We start from the raw sequence: 22,971 nt of genomic DNA on the forward strand, positions 1-22,971 counted from the left end.
TTGCGGGCACCTTACCGAGCATAGCATGAACTTTCAAGCTCATTCTTTTACTCTCGCTTTTACAAGCAAAAAACGGCTACATTACAAACCGTTTTCGATGATTTCTTGTGCTAGTTCGTCTGCAATAATGTGCGTTGACTTTTGCTCATCTTCCGAACGTTTGAAGATTTCGCTTAGTGTATCGAAAATACCTTCAACGTGCTTAGTTGCAGCTTCTGCACTGTAACCTTCTGGCGCTGTTTCGTAGTAAACGTTGATGATGCCACCTGCGTTAATTACGTAATCTGGCGCGTATAAAATGCCTTTTTCACGTAAAATTTCACCGTGACGAGGCTCTGCTAGCTGGTTATTCGCACAACCTGCGATAATGCCAGCTTTAATGCGCGAAATCGTATCATCATTGATTGTTGCACCAAGTGCACATGGCGCGTATACATCAACATCTAGGTCGTAGATTTCGTCAATGTTAACCGCAGTTGCGTTAAAGTCGTTAACTACACGGCTAACACGCTCTTCGTTGATATCTGTTACAAACAGCTCAACACCTGCTTCGTGTAGGTATTTACATAGTGTGTAAGAAACCGCGCCAAGACCTTGTACTGACACTTTTACACCTGCTAAGTCTTGATGACCGTGCTTGTGCTGGTAAGCCGCTTTAATACCTAAGAACGTGCCTAGTGCAGTAAATGGTGATGGGTTACCGCTTTTACCTTCAAGGCCAAGCACATAGTTTGTTTCAGTATTCATTACTGCAACGTCATCACAAGTGATGTTTACGTCTTCTGCTGAGTAGTAGCTACCACCTAAACGCTCTAAATGACGACCAAATGCTTTAAATAGCGCATCTGATTTGATTTCTTTTGCGTTACCAATGATTACCGATTTACCGCCACCAAATGGTAAGCGCGCAACTGCATTCTTATATGTCATGCCTTTAGATAAACGCAGTACATCGTATACTGCATCTTCGTCACTTGCGTAATCCCATAAACGACAACCACCCACTGCTGGGCCCAATTTAGTGCTGTGTACAGCAATAATTGCTTTTAAGCCAGTTTCTTTGTCTGCACAAAAAACAACGTTTTCGTGGTTATCAAATTCAGTACGATTAAAAACAGTCACACGACTCTCCAACTTGTAAATGTTTAACGCGTATAATAACTATGGCGTTAAATGAACGGGTTATTCTTGGTTTGCACCGACTCTAACATTATCCTTTCATCAAGACTACAATTTTAGATGAACAACCCAGTTAAACTTACAATTAAACATATTCAATTCCACTTAAGTTTCATTTAATAATAAACAATGCAATTACAGACCTATTCCAAGCAAAATATCGCAAAGATCCGCTAATATTTAAATTGCAGATTGACGTTTACGTAAGCGATAAGCCAACAAGATGGGTGAGCGTAAAGAAGAAGTTACAGCTTTTAGGGTTCAGGATTCAGGATTCAGGATTCAGGATTCAGGATTCAGGATTCAGGATTCAGGATTCAGGATTCAGGATTCAGGATTCAGGATTCAGGATTCAGGATTCAGAGCTTAATCAATGCGCGAATACAGCTCAAGTACAATTTTATGCATTGGTTATTATTTAAATTCTAAAACGTGGTAATAAAAAAGAGCGCATAAGCGCCCTTTTACTTTTTAAACTTTTTGCTCAACCAAAAATTATTTTAGTTTTGCGTCTAGCTCTTCAATTTTTGCTTTCCAGATTGCTGGGCCCGCGCTGTGCGCGTTGTTACCTTCGCTATCTACCGCAACAGTTACTGGCATATCTTCTACTTCAAATTCGTAGATTGCTTCCATACCTAAGTCTTCAAACGCAACCACTTTTGCTTTCTTAATTGCTTTTGATACTAAGTAAGCTGCACCGCCCACTGCCATTAGGTAAATTGACTTGTTGTTTTTGATTGATTCAACTGTTGCAGGACCACGCTCTGCTTTACCAATCATGCCAACAATGCCTGTGTTCTCTAGCATTAAGTCAGTAAATTTATCCATACGCGTTGCTGTTGTTGGGCCCGCAGGACCTACCGCTTCGTCGCCTACTGCATCTACAGGGCCTACGTAGTAGATAAACTTGTTTGTGAAATCAACACCTTCAGGTAAGCCTTCACCTGAATTAATCATGTCTTGTAAACGCTTATGCGCCGCATCACGACCAGTTAAGATTTTACCGCTTAACAGTACTGTTTCGCCCATTTTCCAATCGGCTGTGTCTTCTTTTGTTAAGGTATCAAGGTTTACACGGCGTGTATCTTCACCTACTTCAAATGTTACTTCTGGCCAATCTTCTAGCTTAGGCGCTTTAAGATCAGCAGGGCCTGAACCATCTAATGTGAAGTGAACGTGACGCGTTGCCGCACAGTTAGGGATCATCACAACAGGCTTAGATGCCGCGTGTGTTGGTGCTGTTTTGATTTTAATATCAACAACGGTAGTTAAACCACCAAGGCCTTGTGCGCCAATACCGGTTTTGTTTGCGCGCTCAAAAATCTCTAAACGTAGCTTTTCTTCTGCTGTTTCTGCGCCGCGCTCCATTAACTCATGAATATCTACCGGATCCATCAGTGATTCTTTTGCAAGTACCGCTGCTTTTTCAGCTGTACCACCAATACCTATACCTAACATGCCCGGTGGACACCAGCCCGCCCCCATAGTTGGTAGCGTTTTTTCAACCCAAGCAGCAACATCATCAGATGGGTTAAGCATAACCATTTTAGTTTTGTTTTCAGAGCCGCCGCCCTTCGCTGCAATCATTACTTCAACTTCAGCGCCTGGCACCATGTCGATATGCACAACTGACGGCGTGTTATCTTTGGTGTTTTTACGGCTGCCTGCTGGGTCTGCAACAATTGATGCACGCAATGGGTTATCTGGGTTAAGGTATGCGCGGCGTGTGCCTTCATCAACCATTTGCTGAACCGTCATATCGGTTTTATCCCATTTAACGTCCATACCAATTTTAACGAAACACGTCACAATACCCGTATCTTGACACAGTGGGCGCTTACCTTCTGCCGACATACGTGAGTTAATTAAGATTTGTGCAATCGCATCTTTAGCCGCTTTGCTTTCTTCTTTTTGGTACGCCTTATCAAGCGCTTGTACGAAATCTAGTGGGTGATAAAACGAAATGTATTGCAATGCATCTTCGATGCTGTCAATAAAGTCTTGCTGACGGATAGTGCTCATTATGTATCCTTATTATATGCCGTGACGGTGGCAAATGTTTACAGTGTGAATAGTGTCAAACACAGCTTACTCATGCAATCTGTGCAGTAATTCGTTAAACTATGCATGTATAATAACCTCCCAACTCGTTTGCGACCAGTCTGGTAGTTAAAGTTAATGATAAATGAACAATTAATATGCAAAAAATTAGACTTAGCGCTAACTAGCGAGCACGTTTTTAGTTTTTTTGCAGATTTGCAGTATGCCATTTTCTTAGATTCGGCAAACCCAGCACACCCAAATAACCGTTTCGACATTATTGTGATTGACCCAATTTCACTGATTGAAGTGAAAAACAATGTGACTTTTGTTGATAATCACCAAAGCGAGTGTGATGGGTTTAGTGCAATACACCACGCAATCAGCCCATTTGTAAAAGACAAAGCCCCATTTGATTTACCGTTTTCTGGCGGTGCTTTAGGTTTATTCAGTTACGATTTAGGCCGCTCAATCGAAGTGATGCCCGAAATTGCGAAAAACGATATCGATTTAGGCCAAATGCTCGTGGGTATTTACCCCGATGCCCTGATATTTGATCATCACGAAAACCAGTGGTTTTATATCGCACAGCCATGTTGTGATAGCGAAACACGGCTTAATAATTACCTTGCACCACTTACAGGCGCTGAAAGCGAGCGCATGCCATTTGCCTTAACAACTAAATGGCAATCAAACCTGAGTAAAGACGGTTATGGTGCGCGTTTTAATAAAGTGCAAGAATATTTAAAAAGCGGCGATTGCTACCAAATCAATTTAGCACAGCGCTTTGATGCTAGTTTTACTGGCAACCCTTGGCTTGCCTATTGTAAGTTGCGAAGTGCAAACCAAGCACCCTTTTCTGCTTATATTAATACGGGTGAGCAACAAATACTTTCACTTTCACCTGAGCGTTTTATTCAGGTAAAAGAGCGCAATGTTGAAACTAAGCCAATTAAAGGCACAGTGCCGCGAAGCCAAGATGCAAACATTGATGACGCCAATAAAGCACGCCTTGCAAATTCAACGAAAGATCGCGCTGAAAACGTGATGATTGTTGATTTACTGAGAAACGATTTAGGCAAAGTAGCAAAACCTGGCACCGTAGCAGTACCTAAGCTCTTTGATATTGAGAGCTTTAACGCAGTGCATCATTTGGTATCAACGGTTACATCAACCCTTGCTGACGGTTACAACGCGATTGATCAATTAAAAGCAGCATTTCCCGGTGGCTCGATTACTGGCGCACCCAAAATCCGAGCAATGGAAATTATTGAAGAGTTAGAACCTCACCGTCGCTCGATGTATTGTGGCTCAATTGGCTATATTTCGGCCTGTGGCACCATGGATACCAGCATTACCATTCGCACCCTGGTTTGTGAAAAAGGTAAAATTTATTGCTGGGCTGGCGGTGGCGTGGTTGCCGACTCAACTCTTGAGTCTGAGCTGCAAGAAACATACGATAAGGTAAATCGTATTTTACCTGTACTCGAATAGGTATTTGCTTAGGACGTGTTATGCAGTTAAATGAATTTCTCGCCCGTTTTCATATTCAGCAACCAAATAATGAGGTTGGCTTTCCTGTACAAATGCGCAATATCGCCAAGCAAAGTGCAGTATTGGTGCCTCTGGTTAATGTGAACGATGAAATTCATTTATTGCTGTGTAAGCGCCCAGAGTATTTAAAGCATCACCCCGGGCAAATTTGCTTTCCAGGCGGAAAACTTGAAAATTATGACGCCAACTTACTTGCCACAGCGCTTCGTGAAACACATGAAGAAATTGGCATTGTGGTTGATAACAATCATGTAATTGGCGATATGGATAGTTATTGGACGCTCACTGGATTTGAGATAAAACCTTATATTGCCCTACTGCCTGAAAAACCCACATTAACCCTTGCCACTGGCGAGGTGGCAAATGCTTTTTACCTGCCGCTTGCCACTTTAATTGATCAAACAAATTGGCAAGATATTCAGTTCACTCGCCGTTTTTCGGCCTATACTTTAACTGGGTTTCAAACCGAGTATGGCTTGCTTTGGGGTGCAACTGCACAAATTATTCGTAATTTGATTAAACATCTAAATTAAGCACATAAGCATTAATCATACTAATTAAAGTTAACATGTTTATAAATTAGAGTTATGATACTCGGCCGTTCAATGGTTAAGTAAGAGATATTCGTATGATAAGTGCATTCGATATGTTTAGTATCGGCATTGGCCCTTCTTCGTCACATACTGTGGGTCCGATGCGCGCTTCAAGACTGTTTGTAAAGTCGCTACAAGAGCAAGGTATTTTAGACGACATTACCAGCGTGCGCTGTGAGTTATTTGGCTCACTTGGGCAAACTGGTGTCGGTCATGGTTCGGGTAAAGCAGTTATTCTTGGTCTGGCAGGTTTTGATCCTGAGTCAATCGATGCGGATCGTGTGCCGAGCATTTTAGAAAAAATTGAAAAAGAAGAAATCATCTATCTTGATCAAAGCCATGCTGCGGCGTTTCCTAAAAAAGATGCAATTATTTTCCACCGTCGCAAAACACTACCAAAACATTCTAACGCAATGGAACTTCAAGCGTTTAAAGGCGAAGAATGTGTTTTCCGCGAGATTTTCTACTCTATTGGTGGTGGTTTTATCGTACGCGATGAAGATTTCGAAAAAGAAAAACAAGCTGCACTAACAATTCGCGAAGAAAATCCTGCACCTTACCCGTTTGATTCGGGTGCTGAATTAATGGCGCAATGTAAAGAGCACGGTTTAAGTGTGCCAGCACTAATGATGGCAAACGAAAAAACCCTTAAAACTGAAAGCGAAATCACCGACGAGTTATACAATATTTGGCTTGTGATGAAAGCCTGTGTTGAGCGCGGCATGCGTACCGAAGGTATTTTACCTGGCGGTTTAAAAGTAAAACGTCGTGCACCAAGCTTGCACCGTCAACTCAATGTAGAAACCCACAATGACCCACTGCGTGCAATGGAATGGGTTGATTTATTTGCCCTTGCGGTAAATGAAGAAAACGCAGCTGGCGGTCGTGTTGTTACTGCGCCAACTAATGGTGCAGCGGGTATTCTTCCGGCTGTACTGATGTACTACCACACCTTTATTAAAGAGGTGGATAAAGACATTGCAACGCGTTACCTGCTTACCGCTGCTGCGATTGGTATTCTTTACAAAAAGAATGCGTCAATTTCAGGTGCTGAAGTAGGATGCCAAGGTGAAGTCGGTGTTGCCTGTTCAATGGCCGCGGGTGCACTTACTGAAATTTTAGGCGGCAATGTCGATAAAATTGAAAACGCTGCTGAAATTGGTATGGAGCACAACTTAGGTTTAACCTGTGACCCTGTTGGTGGCCTTGTACAAGTACCGTGTATTGAACGTAATGCGATGGGTGCGGTAAAAGCAATTAACGCATCACGCCTTGCAATGCGTGGCTCAGGCGAGCAAAAAGTATCACTTGATAAAGTAATCAAGACCATGTGGGATACAGGTAATGATATGAAAACCAAATACAAAGAAACCGCTCGCGGTGGCTTAGCGGTAAATATCATTGAATGTTAATACCAATTCACTTAAGTTGCTGAACACATACTTAAAAGAATTGGTATAATACACATTAAATAGCCATAAAAAAAACGCCACTTTAAGTGGCGTTTTTTTTAATAACTTACCAATTAGCGTATTGGCAGTTCGATGTCTTTAAATAAATAATCTACATCGTCTTGATTACGTAGCATACATGCACGCTCAACAATGGTTTTATCCAAGTGCGGTGCAAAGCGCTCAATAAAGTCATACATATAACTGCGAAGGAACGTGCCCTTTCTAAAGCCAATTTTTGTGGTACTTGCTTCAAATAAATGGCTTGCATCAATTACCACGAGATCTTTATCGTTCATTTCATCAATGGCCATTGATGCTACAACACCCACGCCTAAGCCTAAGCGCACATAGGTTTTAATTACGTCAGCATCGGTTGCGGTAAACACGATTTGCGGCTCTAAACCATGTTTAGTAAAGGCTTTATCAAGCTCTGAACGCCCTGTAAAACCAAATACATAAGTAATTAACGGGAACGCAGCAACATCTTGAATTGTTAAGTTATTTGCTTTAGCAGCAAGGGGATGATCTTTTGCTACCACAATACTGCGGTTCCAGTGATAACACGGTAGCATAATTAAATCAGTATATAAGTGAAGCGCTTCTGTTGCGATTGCAAAGTCTGCATCACCACGCGCAGCGGCATCTGAAATTTGCTGCGGTGTACCTTGATGCATGTGCAGTGATACTTTAGGGTATTTATTCATAAACCCTTGAATGACGTTTGGCAGTGCATAACGTGCTTGAGTATGCGTTGTTGCAATATTTAACTTACCTTGATCAGGTAAAGTATGTTCATTTGCAACCGCTTTAATACTTTCAACTTTCGCCAGTATTTCGCGGGAGATATTAATAATATCTTTACCTGCAGGAGTAACGTGCGTTAAGTGCTTACCGCTACGACCGAAGATTTGCACACCTAGCTCATCTTCAAGCATACGCACTTGTTTTGAAATACCTGGTTGTGAGGTATATAAGTTTTCAGCGGTCGCTGAAACATTAAGGTTGTGATTTAGTACTTCAACAATGTACTTAAGCTGCTGTAATTTCATAGCGAGTATTTTGTATTTGTTATTACCTTTATTTATATACTTTTGTCAGTTTTATGCCAAGCATAAATTTAAAACTAACGTATATATTCCATTTTTAATCACAAAGATACAGCAAGTTTTTGTAAAAGTAAGAAAAAAGCGTCTAAATTATTAGTATCAAAAATAATTTTCGGTTTCTATGGTCAACCCTTTACAAAGATACAAATCAATCTCAGTGCTGATTCTGGATGACTTCTCTGAGTTTCGTCTTTCTTTGAAACAAATGGTCGAAAGTTTTGGTGTGCATCACATTGATGTGTGTACCAATGCAGAAGATGCTCTCGCCTGCTACAGCGAACACCATCACGATATTTTATTGGTTGATTACAATTTAGGTGATGGACTTAATGGCTTACAATTACTAGCTGAGTTAAATCACCGTAATTTATTAAAATATGGCACTAACTATGTGCTTATCACTGGCGAAACAGCTTCTGATTTAGTGATGGGAGCACTTGAATATCGCCCCGACGATTATCTTGCAAAACCCTTTACTAAAACGACACTAAAATCGCGCCTCGATAAATTGGTTGAAAAGAGCCTTGCCTTTAAACCGATTTATACCGCGTTAAATCAAAACAAGCCTAAAACCGCCCTATCCCTTTGTGACCAATTAATGGCAGAAAATAAACGGGTTGGCATTGAATGTTTTCGGCTAAAAGCTGAAATCTATTTAAAACAGCTTAACTACACTCAAGCCTTAAGTATTTATAATTCTATTTTACATAAGCGTGAACTCAGCTGGGCGCAAATGGGGGCTGCGGTGTGTTATTTAGCGCTCGGGGAAAGTCATCAAGCACTCGAACTTTGTAAGTTAATTGCCACTAAGAACCCAAGTGCGGTTGAAGCTTATGATTTAGCATGTGAATGTTTTGTAGAGCAACAAGATTTCGAATCAGCCTACGCCATTACGCAAAAAGCCATTGCGCATTCGCCCAATTCGATTGTTAGGCAACGACAATTGGCAATTTTAGCCACCCGCTATCATGAACTGGAAGTTGCATTTAATGCATACAAACGTGTGTTACAACTCGCTAAATACTCTTGTTTGGCACAATTGGATGATTATTTAAATCAGTTATGTGTGTGTACAACGATTCAGCTGAACGACAGCGGTGCCGGCGCACGGCGTGTGAAAAAAGAATATCCCAATGTTTATCGTTCGATAAGCAAACTTTACCCCAGTATTCAGTCACAGCTTGCTATTGAATTACACCAAAACTTTGTTGAATATTTAGCTGATAAAACAGGGAAAAAAGGCGAAAAGCTGATTCTAACATGCGATAAAGTCGCTGAATTTCCAGACCCGCTTAACCCTGCTTTTGTGAACATCTTAGAGCTGGTGATGAAACATGCTGATATTGAACGGATCAACAGCACCTTGGACCCTATCGTCACCAAGGAAAAAGCCAAACTAATATCTCACGATGATCATGAAAAATCGGAGAATTTTAACCACCAAGGTATGGTTAAATATAAAGAAAAAGCATTCGAAAGTGCTCAAGGCGCCTTTGCAACTGCCTTAGCAAATGCCCCGAACAACCCAAATATCGCACTCAACCTTTTGCAAGCGGCCTACCAATTACATAAACAACAGCAGAAGTTTACGTTAACCAAACGTCAATTTGCTTTGTCATTTAACGCATTGAAATCCCTTGCTCCACATGATCATCGCCATAAACAAAGTCAAAGTCTGTTAAACTTTGCTAAAGCTAAATTATCGGGATAGCTATGGAAGATAATAAAATCGACTTTTCAGTGGTACTCGGTGCCAGTATGCATGATATGAAAAACTCTTTGTGCATGTTGCTACAGTCAATGGAAACCATTAGCCAAAGCATTGAACACACACCTCAAGCACAATCAGAATTTGCAAAAATTCATTACGAAGTTGCCCGTGTAAACTCAAATTTATTACAAATTTTAGCGCTCTACCGCGAGCATAATGCTCAACTACCACTCAATATTGAAGAACATTTCCTTGATGATGTGATTGACGAATTACTGGCAAAAAATGAAATGTATATCACCAATAAAAACATTTCTGTTGAGTGTGAAATTGAGCAAGATTTAGCATGGTTTTTTGACGCGGACCTTATCTCAAATCTGCTCAATGATATTCTGATAAATGCCCTAAAATATACCTCTAACCAAATTTTAATTTGTGCAAAGCAAGTTGATGATTCTTTAGTGATTGAAATACACGACAATGGTGATGGTTATCCCGAGAGTATGTTAGAAAAAGCCAATAATAAGATGACTTCAGCCTTGCTTAGTCAAGGACGTACCGGTCTTGGCATTTACTTTGCCAACTTAATTGCTTCGGCACACATCAATAAAGATCAAAAAGGGTACATCCAACTGGCTAACGACGGGCGCTTCGGTGGCAGCCGTTTCACATTGATTTTGCCTTAAGTAAAAGCTGATAATAAAGTGGTATTATTAGTATTTTCCTTTTAAGAACACTACACTAAGTAAATAGAATTAGTTAAGATTAAGCGAATTATAATAATGAGAAAGACTCTATGGTAGTTTACATAATCATTACGCTAATTGTAGCTTTGATTGTAATTGGTGTTTGGGTCAATGCAATTCAGCAGCATAAAGAAAAGCAAAATGCTGAGCGTCGCCTTGAGCTAACAAAGCAGAAAAAGATCATTGAAGAAACTGAAGAAGTTTTAATGAATTCTGCCAACATTCCGATGTCTAGAGCACTTTACTCTGTTTTATACCGCCGTATTTATGCCGCATTAGTTGTTATGGCTGAACTTTCACCTACCTCTAAAGAAATTAAAAACCGTTTAATAGAAGCCAAAAATCGTATTGAAAATTCATCAAGCCAAGATACATCGGCTGAACGTGTTGCGCTTCCTGATAATGAAAAACAAGTCATTGCTCTTTTACAAGGCGTAAAAAAACTTCGCAGCATCGTTCGCTCTGAGCATTCTAAAGGGAAAATTGATACTCAAATTTTTCTTAACGAAGATAAGCGCTTAGAAAAAATGCAGTTGCAAGTAAATATCGACAGCCAGCTTAAGCGCGGAAAAGCAGCGCGCAATGCCAATATGCTTGGCTCTGCTCGCCAATACTTTGAAAAAGCATTGGCGGTGATAAACTCTTTAAACTTTTCTGATGAGTATATCGCTTCGAGAAAAAGTGAACTTGAAGATTTACTCAATGAAATTATGTCTGAGCTCAAAGCAACCAATGCCACGGATGCTAAGAAGAAACTCGACAACGAGAAAGATGACTTAGATGTGCTATTTGCACCGAAGAAAAAATGGTAGTTTAAATAATAAACTATTTAAAAGGGCGTACTTCACGCCCTTTTCTATTTTAGCTGGATTTCTTTTTCTCTAACTGGGCAAATACCACGTCAAAGATTTCCTTAAAGGTATGTGCTTTTTCATTAATGTTAATCGGTATGTGCAGAGCCCTGGCTATATCACTGGCAGATATCAGCCCTCTAAGTGCATGATCTTTATCTATCAATAAGACATGCTGCTGCCCCAAATTACGCAGCGTTGCAAGTACATCACCAATGGTATAATTACTAATTTTCGAAAAGTTAATTGCCCGCATATCTTCTTTTTTAACCATTAGGTTTTCAACGGTTAAATCAGCTCTTGGCACGTTCCGAAGTTGTGCATTATGCAGTACCTTATAAGACGATAAATCGCTTGAGCTAATGACCCCCATAAAGTTTTCATCATGATCAATGACTATTTTTGACCTAACATGGCCCATTTTCATCATATATAAAGCTTCATCTACCGAAACATCTTTTTCAATAAATTGGGGACGTTTTTGATTAAAGTCAGTAACAATATGGGACGCATTACTAGAAATATCGAGAGCTTCAGTATCACACATGCTAGAAATAGATTGCACATTACTCATTGGAATGGTTTCAATCACTCTAAAATCCGTCATATAACCTCCTCACAGGTGGGGAATTATGATTTTATCAATGTGCATAGGCACTAAAATCTGTGTGGGTTATTGTTAACTATGGTAAAAATTTCTATTTTTTCAAATTATTAAATGCATTATGTTGTTCTATTCGTGACTTAAATTGCGATAGCACATCTAATAACTCGATAGGTAAAAATGGTTTAAAGAGTACTTCATCAATACCGTAAGACTTACAATAATTGTATTCATCTTCCCTATCACTTGAAGTAACAGCAATAATTGGCACACCTGGCATATCTGCTGGTTCTGACATTCTTATTCTTTGAGCAGCATCATAGCCATTCATTTTTGGCATCGCACAATCCATTAAAATGATGTCAATTTCATGTTGATGTTGCTGCCATAGCTCAACAGCTTCTTGTCCATTGCTGGCAATCAGTACGTTGTCACCTCGATTCATTAAAATTGCACTTAACACACGTTGACTGATTGGCGCATCATCAGCGATTAACACAGTTAAAGGTGATGCGTCAGGCGCAACCGTAAAGCCAATATTGGTATTAATTTGATGAATTAAATCCGCTTTGATTTCTGTTGGATGTTTAGGTAATTGCCATACTTTGTTATAGCCAACATTGAGTAACTGACTGATTTCGCCATCACCTATTTCATCACCAAAAACAATTAAGGTTGCAGGGCGATTAAACCTGTGGCGGTTAATTTTTTCGTAGAAGCTTGTTAACTGATCACTCAGCTCAGAATGCGACAGAAATACAAAATCAAAGCTAGTCTGCCTTAAATCGTCCCCTAACATGTAGTCGAGTGCTAACTCAGCATCTTGCACATGGGTGACTTGCATCTGCCAATCAGCAAATAACTCTCCCAGATATCGTGCCAAAAACATTCTGTTATCAAGAATAAGTACGCGTTTATTGATCAGTAACGAATCATCATTAAAGTGATTTTCAATTACCGAACTGTTTGGTAATGCAAGGGTAAAACGCATATCAGTGCCAAGGCCAAGCTTAGAATTAATAGATAATTTACCACCCATTAAACTCACTAAGTTTTGTGAGATGGTTAACCCTAGCCCTGAACGGTTTTTATCATGAATACGCTTTGCCTTAGGTAAATTCAATTTTGCTAAGGTTGCTTCATCAATACCGTGGCCACTATCTCGCACACTAAATGTTAACTCAGATAGGCCTGTAGTTACTTCAGCATCAACCGTTAAATTAATTTCACCACGATCCGTATATTTAATCGCTTTATTAACCAAGTTGCTTAACACTTGCTTTAAACGCACTGAATCGCCGACAAGATAATGATTAATTGCTGGGTCTACATAAGTCAGCAAACGTAAATTTTTTTCTTGTGCTTTTAATTCACACTCCTGAAAAACATCACGAACAAGTGTATGAATATCAAAAATGTGTTGATCAAGAGACAGCTGACGATGTTCTATTTTAGAGAAATCAAGCACACTATTGAGCAACTCAAGCATGTTAAATGCACTTTTCTGAATAACATTTACGTAACTGTGTTGGCGGTGATCAAGTTTTGTTTCTGACAGTAAGTGGGTCATTCCTAGCAAGCCATTCATTGGCGTTTTTACTTCCATGCTTATATTTGCTAAGAACTCACCTTTTAATTTATTGGCGTTTTGCTCAGATTGCTTCTGTTTTTTAAGGTCGCTAAACGATTTAGACAACGCCGCCATCATTTCATTAAATTCAACCACTAGGCGATTAATTTCATCATCACGTGATTTTTTCCTGTCTAACTTAAATTCCTCTGGCGTTGACATATTCACATGGCTCATCGCATAGGCTAGATGATTTAAATGACGGGTAACAAGCAAGTGCACTAATGTGAAGATAATCAATGAGACAATAAAGGTTTTAGCACCTTGAGTTAGTAGCGTTACCACCACTTTATCAGCAAGGTAACCATACACACCTGACATATCCATGACGACAATAAGCTCACCAAGGTGATACTTAGTGCGGTTGAAACGATAATCAACAGCCCATGATTTTTGTTTTGCGTATTTGGTTTCGGTTTTATTTACCGACAGACGTCTAGCATTGTCTTGCCAAATGGCCACAGAAGAAACATTGGGTAGTTCACTTATCCCTTGTAATAGCAATTCAAGTTGCTTTTCGTCTTCCGCCCAAAGAGCGTTCGTTACTGAGGGTAAGTGGCTTTTTTCGATTTGTGCAAAGCCCTGATCGATAACACTGAGATCACGCTTGTAGTCCATCCAAATAATGGTACTTGTGATCATTAAAGTCAGCACAGAGCTGGTAAGTAAAATACCTAAAAGTAACTGTTTTGCTAAGGGATGTTTAAGTTTCAACGGACTAGGGTAAATTATAATTATTCTTGTTTATAAATGTAGACCAAGATGTCGTTTTTTTAAACTTTTTGTTGCAACTTCTAATTGAGTAATTGTCAACTTACTCAATTAGAAGTGAATTTTTGAAGATTATTCGCAGTGAGGCTGTTTGTTTTGCGACTTAGCTTGATTGTGCAACGCCATCGCATCTGGCATCCAGCTGCGTAAGTCACTAATACGTGTATCTGAAGATGGGTGCGTTGATAAAAACTCTGGTGGCGCGCCTGTATTATTAGCTGCCATATTGCGCCAAAGTTCAACTGACTCTTTAGGATTAAAGCCCGCTTTAGCCATCAGCTCCAAACCAATTTTATCGGCTTCACTTTCATGCATGCGGCTAAATGGCATCATGCCTAAGTATTCAGTGCCAAGACCCAAAGCCATCATGGTTTCATTGTGCAAGCGGTTCCCCTGAGAGCGACTGTAAGCATCTGCAACTTGAAGACTTGCTTGCTTAATACCAGCTGCTGTCATGCGCTCATTAGAGTGCTCTGCAATTACATGCCCTACTTCATGACCTAATACAGTTGCAAGTTGATCTTGCCCTTTTGCCACTTTTAAAAGGCCTGTATGCACACCAATCTTACCACCAGGTAATGCAAACGCATTTGCAGATGGTTCTTCAAATACCACAACTTCCCATTGCTGTTTGGCATATTTTGCTGGCAGAACTGAAATCACATTATCTGCAACACACTGCACATAACGATTCACTTTAGTGTCGCTATTAATCGGTTGTTGCTTTTTCATTTGCGCAAAACTTTGCTTGCCGAGTTGATTCATTTCAGCTTCAGAATACATTGCAATTTGAGTTCGCCCTGTTGGACTGGATTTGCACCCAACTAGCGTTGCTGCTAATGAAATTGAAATCACTAAATGAGATAGTTTCATACCCTTTTCCCTAGTGTAATTTTGCGCTGTTAAATTGGTACTTAAGCATTTACACACTGCAATATAAGCGATTGCTAGGTAATAAATTAAAATGCCTTAATACACTGTTACATTTTGACTGTTGCTATTCACAGCTCATGGTTTCAAAGACTTTATTTTACACGTAAAATGAACAAGCACTATACCCTGACTAAGAATTTCCGTGACTGATAAAATCCTTTCAAAATCAATCCTTCCTCTTTTATCGGCACTGGTGGCAACGACGCCACTTGCAATTGACCTTTACTTGCCTGCATTTGTCGCAATCTCCGCTTATTTCGATACAAATATGGCAAATGTACAACTTTCATTAAGCAGTTACTTGGCCGGTTATGCCATTGGTATGATGTTATTTGGGCCACTGATAGATCAAAAAGGAAGACGACTTTTTGCTCTGTTTGGCTTGCTCGGTTTTGCCTTGTGTTCATTTTTACTTACGGTAACAAAATCAATTGATACTTTTATTGCACTTAGATTCGCGCAAGCATTTTTTGGTTCCGCAGTAACCGTTGTGGTGCCCGGCATTATTCGCCATATGTACCAAGAAAACACAGCAAAAGGCATGTCATATGTCTCAATGATTATGATGTTAGCGCCATTGCTTGCACCTAGTATAGGCAGTGTATTAATGATCACTTGGCATTGGCATGCGATTTTTTACGCTTTAACACTCTACGCTTTAGTGTTATTCACGCTGGCATATTTCTTTTTGCAAGAAGTACCCATTCACCCGAGCAAATTGAGAGGGGCAGCTTTATTTTTATCAAATTATCGAATCGTATTAACAAATCACAAGGCTCGTTTTGATATTGTGATTTCAATGCTCGCCTCGTTTGCTTTCTTTTGCTTTTTAACCAAAGTTTCAGCAATTTATATGGAGCACTTTAAAGTCAGTGAAAGCGAATTTGGTGTACTTTTCGCCTTTAATGTTTTAGCACTGATGTTGGGTAATTTTATTAATACTCGCTTGGTACCACGATTTGGTTCTCGCAAGATGTTAAATCTCGGGCTGATGGTGAGCTTTGTTTCTGTAACATGCTTAATTTTTGTCAGTACTTTTACAGAAAATGTGTATTTAGTAGCGGCGTTTATTGCGCCCTTGATGATGAGTTTAGGCATTATGGTGACCAATGCTGATGCCCTTATTTTAATTAACTTTAAAAAGAAGTCTGGTACAGCAACTGCGGTAATTGGTACCTTGCGTTTTGGAAGTGGCGCACTTGCTGGGCCAATTTTAGCGTTTATTCCATTACCGCCAAGCACAGGCTTTGCTGTTGCCATGGCGATTGCTGTAAGCGGTATTTTAATTTGCCAATTAAAACAACTTAAATATGGTCATTAAAAGTAGTAAATAACAATTCAGGCATAAAAAAAGCTGTAACCAAGTTACAGCTTTTTTTAAATTTAGGGCTGATTATTCAGCTGCTTTCGATACCATTACCATGGCTGGACGAAGTAAACGACCATTAAGTAGGTAACCTTTTTGCATTACTGCAATCACAGTGTTTGGCGCTACATCAGCAGATGGCTGAATTGACATTGCCTGGTGGAATTCAGGGTTAAATGCTTCACCTTGTGGCGATACAACTTCAACACCAAACTTAGCAACTGCGTCTACAAAGCTTTTTGCTGTCATTTCAACGCCTTCGATAACAGACTTCACTGCATCATTCTCTTTGTCAGCAAACTCAATCGCACGCTCTAAGTTGTCAAGCACTGGTAATAGTTCATTTGCAAACTTTTCTAGTGCAAACTTATGTGCTTTTTCAACATCTTGTGCTGCACGGCGACGCATGTTTTCTACTTCTGCCGCAGCGCGAATAACACTGTCTTTTTGCTCTTCGATTGTTTGTTTAGCCGCTTCAAGCTCCGCATTTAATACTGCGATTTCAGCTTCTGCGCTTAACTCTTCACCACCTTGAAGCTCTTCAGCTACTTGCTCAAGGTTTTCCTGTGCTTCTACTTCTTGCTCTGGCTGATTATTTTGCTCAGACATTGATACTCTCCGAATCTTTACAACTGATGCTAATTATGGGGATGGAAAAATGCCTTTCAAGAGTTAATTGCGCAATTAATCGATATTTCATTAATAATTGCTTCAATTTTCGCCGACTTTGGACAAAGCACACACAAACGCCCTTGATATATTTCTTGTGAAAAGTAAGGAATACTCAGTAATAGATAATCGTCAAGCTCAGCGATGGGCAACTTATCTTGATACATCACAGAGATCCCCATTTTCAAAGCCAGCTTTTCTTCAACATAATCTAAAAACGGCGCGCCTACTTGATTAAGTTGTTCTGTCGATAAATCGCCATATAAATAGTGACTGCCAATCACAATGCTGTTTTCAACTTGTAATTGTTCTGCCAAAGCTTTAATCCACATGCCAAGGGAGCCATGACAGAACATCGGCGCACTTTGACGCATTGCAGCCATGCGGCGCAAACCTTCTGCAAGGTTGTGTCCTGAAAAAACGGTGTTTAACCATGCATTAAACTGATTACGTAAAGCATCATTGGCTTCACGCGGTTTTGCTATTTGAATGTTCTGGCTATTACCTTCTCTATCAAAGAGTAAAATAAGCCAATTCTCGACACTGAAATCAAGCACTTCAGCGCGGTAAATATGCTGCTGCATCGCTTCAGGCAGGCTCACTAAAACACACACTTGATAAAGCTGGCTTAAGCGATGGGAAAATTCGGTAAGTTGTTGTGCCGATGGTTGCCAATAATGGGCAATTTCAGAAAGTTGAAAAAACTCATCAAACCAATAACTAAAGCCAAGCTCAGTCGGAACACGCCCTGATGAGGTGTGCGGAGCGTATAACAGCCCACATTTTTCCATGCGCGCCATGGCATTGCGTACGGTTGCACTACAGATGTTAATTTGTTTCTGCTTAACAATATGGCTAGAGGCAACAGGTGTGCCTTCACCATTGCAATACAAGTCCATTACGGCAGAAAAAATAAGTTGATCACGGGCGCTTAATTTCATGTTTATTATTTATGGCCTGATGATAAAAAATCAAGATATACTGTAGGCACGACTTTATCAGCGACGATTTTATGGCACAAGTATTTAATAACATTGGATTGATTGGTAAACCTAACCATAAAGGTGCTGCAATTACCTTAGCTAAATTGCATACATTTTTAACTGCACTTGGCTATCAAGTGTATGTTGAAAATCGTGTGGCTGAACCTTTAGTGGGTGAGGAATTTAGTTCATCACTTGTTGAGATTGGCCGCAATTGCGACTTAGCCATTGTTGTGGGCGGTGACGGCAATATGCTAGGTGCTGCACGCGTACTTGCTCGCTTTGATATTGCAGTAATTGGGGTTAACCGTGGTAATTTAGGTTTTTTAACTGATCTTGACCCTGATAATTTTGAGCGCGAACTCGAGCAAGTATTGGCAGGTAAATTTAGTGAAGAAAAACGCTTTTTACTCGAAGTCGAAATTTACCGTCATGAAAAGCTAAAAAGCTCTAATACCGCGGTAAACGAAGCAGTACTTCACGCCAATAAAGTTGCACACATGATTGAGTTTGAAGCATTTATTGACCGCGAATTTGTGTTTTCGCAAAAGTCAGATGGCCTTATTGTATCAACACCAACAGGCTCTACTGCTTACAGCCTTTCAGGTGGCGGGCCAATTTTAAACCCAAAACTCAATGCTATTTCGTTAGTGCCTATGTTTCCGCATACTCTTACTAGCCGTCCGCTGGTGGTCGATGCCAATAGTGAAGTGAAATTAGTGCTTAGCCCAGCTAACGATGTTGACCTTCAAGTAAGCTGTGATAGCCATGTGGTACTCGCTGTTTTAGCGGGTGATGAAATTGTCATCAAACGCAGTGAACAACACTTACGTTTAGTGCATCCAAGCAAATATTCGTATTACAATGTTTTGCGCCAGAAGTTAAACTGGGGCAGCAGATTATATTAACTTAAACTTCAACGTTAGAAAGGAAAGTAAAAAATGGGGTTTGTTGTATTCTTAGCCACCGTTTTATTAATCGTTTTATTAACTACTTTTTTAGTGATAGACAATAACCGAAAAAAAGCCATTGCGCTTGAAAAACAACAACAAAATGAACGGATTGAAATTGTCAGCTCACGCTATCAAAAAGTAATCCAAAACTACAGCAAAGCGCGTATTATAAAGCCTAAAGATTCAAGTAGCTTGATGAAAATCAGTAATAATTTTTTTGTTATGCAAAGTAAGAACGAAGAAAACATTAGCAGTTACGAAAAAATAATTGGTCAATTAACTGATCTTCTTGAAGTGGAATTAAGTAAGTTTGAGCTTGCTGAAGATAAATTACTACTAAGCAAACAAATATATGCCTTTACAGGACAATTACCGTCTGCTGGTCATCAATTTAATAGTGACTTTTATTTACATCAATTGCCGTCTTTAAGCCAGCAAGTAATCACCACTCAGTATCAAACCATAAATGAAGAGCCAGAAGAATCGCTGCTTGAAACTGAAGTTTAATATTGCAAATGAATCTGAAGTGCTAACAGTTTAGCACTTCTCCCCTACCTATAAATTTAATCCACGTAAATCCAACTAAAATAATCGTAATTTTTAACTTGCCTATTTTTTAATTACTGTATAAATTACCAGTTAATGTACTGTATGGATAATCAGTTATGTTAACGTCATTACAAGTAACTAATTTTGCAATTGTTGAACACCTTGATATCGAGTGGCAATCAGGCATGACCACTATTACGGGTGAAACTGGTGCGGGTAAATCTATTGCGATTGACGCGCTTTCTCTTTGTTTAGGCGAGCGCGCAGAAGCCTCGATGGTCAGAGAAGGCGCAGATAAAGCGCAAGTATCTGCAGTATTTGATATTCAACACTTACCTGCGGCAAAACACTTTATAAATGAGCACGAACTTGGCGATAATAGCGAATGTGTAATTCGTCGTGTGGTTGCAGCAAATGGCCGCAGCAAAGCATTTATAAACGGGGTTATGGTACCTGCTGGTCAGTTAAAAACACTTGGCAATTTATTGATTTCAATTCATGGCCAGCATGCACATCAGCAGCTCAATAAAGCTAACTATCAACTGTCTGTGGTCGACAGCTTTGCTGGTCACACTGAGCTTTTAAACGAAGTTAAAACAGCGTACAACCAATTACAATCGCTTGAGCGAGAGCAAAAACAGTTAGCTCAAACGCTACAACAAGCTGCAGCTGAAAAACAACTGCTTGAGTACCAGGTTGCTGAATTAGATGAGTTTGCATTAGCCACTGGCGAGTATGAAGAAATTGAACAACAACATACCCTATTAAGCAATGCAAATTCGTTGTTAGAAGGCACACAAAAAGAACTACAAATTATCTATCAACAAGATAACTACAACGCTTACTCAATGGTGCAATCAAGCGCAAACCAAATAGCAGAGCTTGCGAGCCTTGATAAGAAACTTGCGCCTATTGCAGACTTACTTTTTGAAGCAGGCATCACGCTTGAAGAAGCTGCTCGTGAACTAAGCCATTATCAAGACAGTGTTGAAATGGATCCAAGCCAACTATCTGAGCTTGATGAGCGTATATCACGTGCGCTTGATTTAGCTAGAAAACATGATATTACTCCGGAAGAGTTGCCAAACTTGCATGCTGAGTTACAACAAAGCCTTGCAAATATAGAGCAAAACGATGAGCGATTTAATGAGTTAGAAGCTGAAATAGTCAAAGCAAAAGAGCAGTATTACGCATGTGCTGGCGTGCTTTCTGAAAGTCGCTCAGCGGCGGCAAAGGCGCTATCAGAGCAAGTCACCAAATCGCTTGTCAGTTTGTCGATGGAAAATGCAAAATTTGCGATTTGCATCGAACAGCAAGAATCAGTTGCCAGCAGTAAAGGGTCTGACACGGTTGATTTTCAGGTTGCTGCCAATACGGGCCAACGCTTACAACCACTGCATAAAGTAGCGTCTGGCGGTGAGCTTTCTCGAATTAGCCTTGCTATTGAAGTGATCATTGCTGACAAGATGACCACTCCAACGCTTATTTTTGATGAAGTAGACGTAGGTATTTCAGGACCAACTGCTTCAGCTGTAGGTAAACTACTTCGTCAGTTAGGAAAGAGTACACAAGTAATCTGTGTTACTCACTTACCGCAAGTGGCATCAAGTGGTCATAACCAATTTTTTGTCAGTAAAACTGACGATGGTAAACAAACTAATACGCGCATGGCAGTACTTGATAACACTGGCCGTATTGATGAAATTGCACGTTTACTAGGTGGTACAAATATCAGTGATATTACACGCACTAATGCCTCTGAATTGTTATCGCAATATCACTAAGCGATAAAAATTTTCAAATAACAAAAAGGTGGGCTATGCCCACCTTTTTAATTGCTTAGTAAAGCTTATCTAGCATGATTAAACTTCTAGATAGTCCATAATACCTTCTGCAGCATTTCGCCCTTCATAAATAGCGGTAACCACTAAGTCAGAGCCCCTAACTGCATCACCACCAGCAAAGATTTTTGGGTTAGATGTTTGGTGAGTAAATGCACCTTGTTCTGGCGCAACAATGCGCCCCCATTTATCGAGTTCAACATCGAACTCGCTGAGCCAAGGCATTGCATGAGGTTGGAAACCAAACGCCATAATCACAGCATCGGCTGGCAAAATGTGCTCTGAACCAGCAACTTCTTCAGCACGTTGACGACCATTTTGATCCGCCTCACCAAGTTGCGTTTTAACCATTTTAACACCAGTAACTTTACCGCTGTCATTTAGCACTACGCCCTTAGGTTGCACATTAAACATAAACTCAACGCCTTCTTCTTTGGCATTTTTTACTTCACGTACAGAACCAGGCATATTTGCTTCATCACGACGGTAAGCACACACTACGCTGCTAGCGCCTTGTCGAATTGAAGTGCGCACACAGTCCATCGCTGTATCACCACCACCAAGTACCACTACACGCTTGCCTTGCATATTAATATACGCATCGGAGTTATTATCGTAACCCATTTGGAAATTGGTATTGGCAATTAAGAACGGTAATGCATCATACACACCGTCAGCATCTTCATTTTCAAGACCCGCACGCATGTTTTGATAGGTACCAACGGCTAAAAAGACTGCATCGTATTCATCAATGATTGTCTGAAGTGCAATGTCTTTTCCAACTTCCGTGTTAAGTACAAATTCAACGCCCATACCTGAAAATATCTCGCGGCGATTTTCCATCACCGACTTCTCGAGTTTGAACGACGGAATACCAAAAGTCAGTAAGCCACCAATTTCTGGATGACGATCAAATACCACAGGTTTTACACCATTGCGCGCTAGAATGTCAGCACAACCTAAACCAGCCGGACCCGCACCAATAATAGCGACTTTCTTGTCACTCCAAACGACATGCGACATATCAGGCTTCCAGCCCATTGCGAAAGCGGTATCAGAAATATACTTTTCGATATTACCAATGGTCACAGCACCAAACTCATCATTCAGCGTACATGCACCTTCGCATAGTCTATCTTGTGGGCAAACACGCCCACACACTTCAGGAAGGCTATTAGTACGGTGAGATAGCTCAGCAGCTTCAATTACTTTGCCCGCTTTAATTAACTTCAGCCATTGTGGAATGTAGTTATGCACGGGGCACTTCCATTCACAATATGGATTTCCGCAATCTAAACAACGATCCGCTTGCGAATCTACTTGCTTTGCCGAGAATGGCTCATAAATTTCAACGAACTGCTTTTTACGTGACGAAATAGGCTTTTTACGCGGATCGACACGCTGCACATCGATAAATTGATATACGTTTTGCGACATA

19 protein-coding genes are annotated in these 22,971 nt (G+C 40.2%); 10 read left to right on the top strand and 9 right to left on the bottom strand.

Translation table 11 applies throughout. The features are described 5' to 3' along the window. Window positions 1-81 precede the first annotated feature (81 nt). On the bottom strand, window positions 82-1,122 hold the full coding sequence (locus tag AAEU29_RS04200; RefSeq protein ID WP_421972204.1) for a Leu/Phe/Val dehydrogenase: 1,041 nt from the start codon (window positions 1,120-1,122) through the stop codon (window positions 82-84). A gap of 552 nt (window positions 1,123-1,674) precedes the next feature. After that, window positions 1,675-3,201, bottom strand: a complete 1,527-nt coding sequence (locus tag AAEU29_RS04205; protein ID WP_421972205.1) for a fumarate hydratase — start codon at window positions 3,199-3,201, stop codon at window positions 1,675-1,677. Window positions 3,202-3,357: 156 nt separating this feature from the next. On the opposite strand from AAEU29_RS04205, the gene pabB reads away from it, so the two are divergent. The 3 genes from pabB to AAEU29_RS04220 all read left to right on the top strand — a co-directional run bounded on the left by pabB (window position 3,358) and on the right by AAEU29_RS04220 (window position 6,778). Then, entirely contained in the window at window positions 3,358-4,713 is a 1,356-nt protein-coding gene (gene pabB, locus AAEU29_RS04210) for an aminodeoxychorismate synthase component I (RefSeq protein ID WP_421972206.1), read from the top strand. Window positions 4,714-4,733: 20 nt separating this feature from the next. Then, complete coding sequence (locus AAEU29_RS04215) at window positions 4,734-5,306, top strand: NUDIX hydrolase (protein ID WP_421972207.1); 573 nt, start codon at window positions 4,734-4,736, stop codon at window positions 5,304-5,306. Window positions 5,307-5,401: 95 nt separating this feature from the next. Next, window positions 5,402-6,778: an L-serine ammonia-lyase gene (locus tag AAEU29_RS04220; protein WP_372769442.1), complete on the top strand. Its 1,377-nt coding sequence runs from the start codon at window positions 5,402-5,404 to the stop codon at window positions 6,776-6,778. A 113-nt stretch (window positions 6,779-6,891) separates the two neighbouring features. Here AAEU29_RS04220 and cysB read toward each other — a convergent pair whose 3' ends face one another. Continuing rightward, window positions 6,892-7,869, bottom strand: a complete 978-nt coding sequence (cysB, locus tag AAEU29_RS04225) for an HTH-type transcriptional regulator CysB (protein ID WP_421972208.1) — start codon at window positions 7,867-7,869, stop codon at window positions 6,892-6,894. Between the two features lie 178 nt (window positions 7,870-8,047). Between cysB and AAEU29_RS04230 the strand changes: the two genes are divergently transcribed. The 3 genes from AAEU29_RS04230 (at window position 8,048) to AAEU29_RS04240 (ending at window position 11,195) form a co-directional block, all read left to right on the top strand. Continuing rightward, window positions 8,048-9,637 carry a response regulator gene (locus AAEU29_RS04230; protein ID WP_421972209.1) on the top strand — a complete coding sequence of 530 codons (1,590 nt, stop codon included), beginning with the start codon at window positions 8,048-8,050 and terminating at the stop codon, window positions 9,635-9,637. Window positions 9,638-9,639: 2 nt separating this feature from the next. Next, window positions 9,640-10,323 carry a sensor histidine kinase gene (locus tag AAEU29_RS04235; protein ID WP_421972210.1) on the top strand — a complete coding sequence of 228 codons (684 nt, stop codon included), beginning with the start codon at window positions 9,640-9,642 and terminating at the stop codon, window positions 10,321-10,323. Window positions 10,324-10,433: 110 nt separating this feature from the next. Next, window positions 10,434-11,195, top strand: coding sequence for a hypothetical protein (locus AAEU29_RS04240; RefSeq protein WP_421972211.1), 762 nt, complete (start codon window positions 10,434-10,436; stop codon window positions 11,193-11,195). 49 nt (window positions 11,196-11,244) lie between these two features. On the opposite strand, the gene AAEU29_RS04245 is transcribed toward AAEU29_RS04240, so the two are convergent. The 3 genes from AAEU29_RS04245 to AAEU29_RS04255 all read right to left on the bottom strand — a co-directional run bounded on the left by AAEU29_RS04245 (window position 11,245) and on the right by AAEU29_RS04255 (window position 15,112). After that, window positions 11,245-11,841 (bottom strand): CBS domain-containing protein, encoded by a 597-nt coding sequence (locus AAEU29_RS04245; protein WP_421972212.1) that lies wholly within the window; start codon window positions 11,839-11,841, stop codon window positions 11,245-11,247. A gap of 91 nt (window positions 11,842-11,932) precedes the next feature. Next, on the bottom strand, window positions 11,933-14,110 hold the full coding sequence (locus tag AAEU29_RS04250) for a response regulator (protein WP_421972213.1): 2,178 nt from the start codon (window positions 14,108-14,110) through the stop codon (window positions 11,933-11,935). 201 nt (window positions 14,111-14,311) lie between these two features. Continuing rightward, window positions 14,312-15,112 (bottom strand): M48 family metallopeptidase, encoded by an 801-nt coding sequence (locus AAEU29_RS04255; RefSeq protein ID WP_274762305.1) that lies wholly within the window; start codon window positions 15,110-15,112, stop codon window positions 14,312-14,314. A 202-nt stretch (window positions 15,113-15,314) separates the two neighbouring features. Here AAEU29_RS04255 and AAEU29_RS04260 point away from each other — a divergent pair, with 202 nt between their 5' ends. Beyond that, window positions 15,315-16,493 (top strand): multidrug effflux MFS transporter, encoded by a 1,179-nt coding sequence (locus AAEU29_RS04260; protein WP_421972214.1) that lies wholly within the window; start codon window positions 15,315-15,317, stop codon window positions 16,491-16,493. A gap of 72 nt (window positions 16,494-16,565) precedes the next feature. On the opposite strand, the gene grpE is transcribed toward AAEU29_RS04260, so the two are convergent. Both grpE and AAEU29_RS04270 read right to left on the bottom strand, forming a co-directional pair. Continuing rightward, window positions 16,566-17,147, bottom strand: coding sequence for a nucleotide exchange factor GrpE (gene grpE / locus AAEU29_RS04265; protein ID WP_274762303.1), 582 nt, complete (start codon window positions 17,145-17,147; stop codon window positions 16,566-16,568). A 56-nt stretch (window positions 17,148-17,203) separates the two neighbouring features. Continuing rightward, on the bottom strand, window positions 17,204-18,148 hold the full coding sequence (locus tag AAEU29_RS04270; RefSeq protein WP_421972215.1) for an HrcA family transcriptional regulator: 945 nt from the start codon (window positions 18,146-18,148) through the stop codon (window positions 17,204-17,206). Between the two features lie 71 nt (window positions 18,149-18,219). Here AAEU29_RS04270 and nadK point away from each other — a divergent pair, with 71 nt between their 5' ends. From nadK to recN, 3 genes are all read left to right on the top strand, one after another. After that, window positions 18,220-19,098 (top strand): NAD(+) kinase, encoded by an 879-nt coding sequence (gene nadK, locus AAEU29_RS04275; RefSeq protein ID WP_372768794.1) that lies wholly within the window; start codon window positions 18,220-18,222, stop codon window positions 19,096-19,098. Window positions 19,099-19,131: 33 nt separating this feature from the next. Next, window positions 19,132-19,650, top strand: coding sequence for a hypothetical protein (locus tag AAEU29_RS04280; RefSeq protein ID WP_421972216.1), 519 nt, complete (start codon window positions 19,132-19,134; stop codon window positions 19,648-19,650). A 158-nt stretch (window positions 19,651-19,808) separates the two neighbouring features. Beyond that, a complete protein-coding gene (recN, locus tag AAEU29_RS04285; protein ID WP_421972217.1) occupies window positions 19,809-21,476 on the top strand; it encodes a DNA repair protein RecN in 1,668 nt (555 codons plus the stop codon). A 78-nt stretch (window positions 21,477-21,554) separates the two neighbouring features. Here recN and AAEU29_RS04290 read toward each other — a convergent pair whose 3' ends face one another. Beyond that, a complete protein-coding gene (locus AAEU29_RS04290; RefSeq protein WP_421972218.1) occupies window positions 21,555-22,970 on the bottom strand; it encodes an FAD-dependent oxidoreductase in 1,416 nt (471 codons plus the stop codon). Window position 22,971 lies beyond the last annotated feature (1 nt).

The organism is Pseudoalteromonas aquimarina (assembly GCF_049257255.1).
Classification (GTDB): Bacteria; Pseudomonadota; Gammaproteobacteria; order Enterobacterales; family Alteromonadaceae; genus Pseudoalteromonas.

Bases quoted from the DNA above. Each gene is read 5' to 3' on its own strand.
- AAEU29_RS04240 (WP_421972211.1), top strand. From the start codon at position 10,434: ATGGTAGTTTACATAATCATTACGCTAATTGTAGCTTTGATTGTAATT.
- AAEU29_RS04230 (WP_421972209.1), top strand. From the start codon at position 8,048: ATGGTCAACCCTTTACAAAGATACAAATCAATCTCAGTGCTGATTCTG.
- pabB (WP_421972206.1), top strand. From the start codon at position 3,358: ATGATAAATGAACAATTAATATGCAAAAAATTAGACTTAGCGCTAACT.
- recN (WP_421972217.1), top strand. From the start codon at position 19,809: ATGTTAACGTCATTACAAGTAACTAATTTTGCAATTGTTGAACACCTT.
- AAEU29_RS04280 (WP_421972216.1), top strand. From the start codon at position 19,132: ATGGGGTTTGTTGTATTCTTAGCCACCGTTTTATTAATCGTTTTATTA.
- AAEU29_RS04205 (WP_421972205.1), bottom strand. From the start codon at position 3,201: ATGAGCACTATCCGTCAGCAAGACTTTATTGACAGCATCGAAGATGCA.
- AAEU29_RS04290 (WP_421972218.1), bottom strand. From the start codon at position 22,970: ATGTCGCAAAACGTATATCAATTTATCGATGTGCAGCGTGTCGATCCG.
- AAEU29_RS04235 (WP_421972210.1), top strand. From the start codon at position 9,640: ATGGAAGATAATAAAATCGACTTTTCAGTGGTACTCGGTGCCAGTATG.
- nadK (WP_372768794.1), top strand. From the start codon at position 18,220: ATGGCACAAGTATTTAATAACATTGGATTGATTGGTAAACCTAACCAT.
- AAEU29_RS04215 (WP_421972207.1), top strand. From the start codon at position 4,734: ATGCAGTTAAATGAATTTCTCGCCCGTTTTCATATTCAGCAACCAAAT.
- AAEU29_RS04270 (WP_421972215.1), bottom strand. From the start codon at position 18,148: ATGAAATTAAGCGCCCGTGATCAACTTATTTTTTCTGCCGTAATGGAC.
- AAEU29_RS04220 (WP_372769442.1), top strand. From the start codon at position 5,402: ATGATAAGTGCATTCGATATGTTTAGTATCGGCATTGGCCCTTCTTCG.
- AAEU29_RS04245 (WP_421972212.1), bottom strand. From the start codon at position 11,841: ATGACGGATTTTAGAGTGATTGAAACCATTCCAATGAGTAATGTGCAA.
- grpE (WP_274762303.1), bottom strand. From the start codon at position 17,147: ATGTCTGAGCAAAATAATCAGCCAGAGCAAGAAGTAGAAGCACAGGAA.
- AAEU29_RS04250 (WP_421972213.1), bottom strand. From the start codon at position 14,110: ATGATCACAAGTACCATTATTTGGATGGACTACAAGCGTGATCTCAGT.
- cysB (WP_421972208.1), bottom strand. From the start codon at position 7,869: ATGAAATTACAGCAGCTTAAGTACATTGTTGAAGTACTAAATCACAAC.
- AAEU29_RS04255 (WP_274762305.1), bottom strand. From the start codon at position 15,112: ATGAAACTATCTCATTTAGTGATTTCAATTTCATTAGCAGCAACGCTA.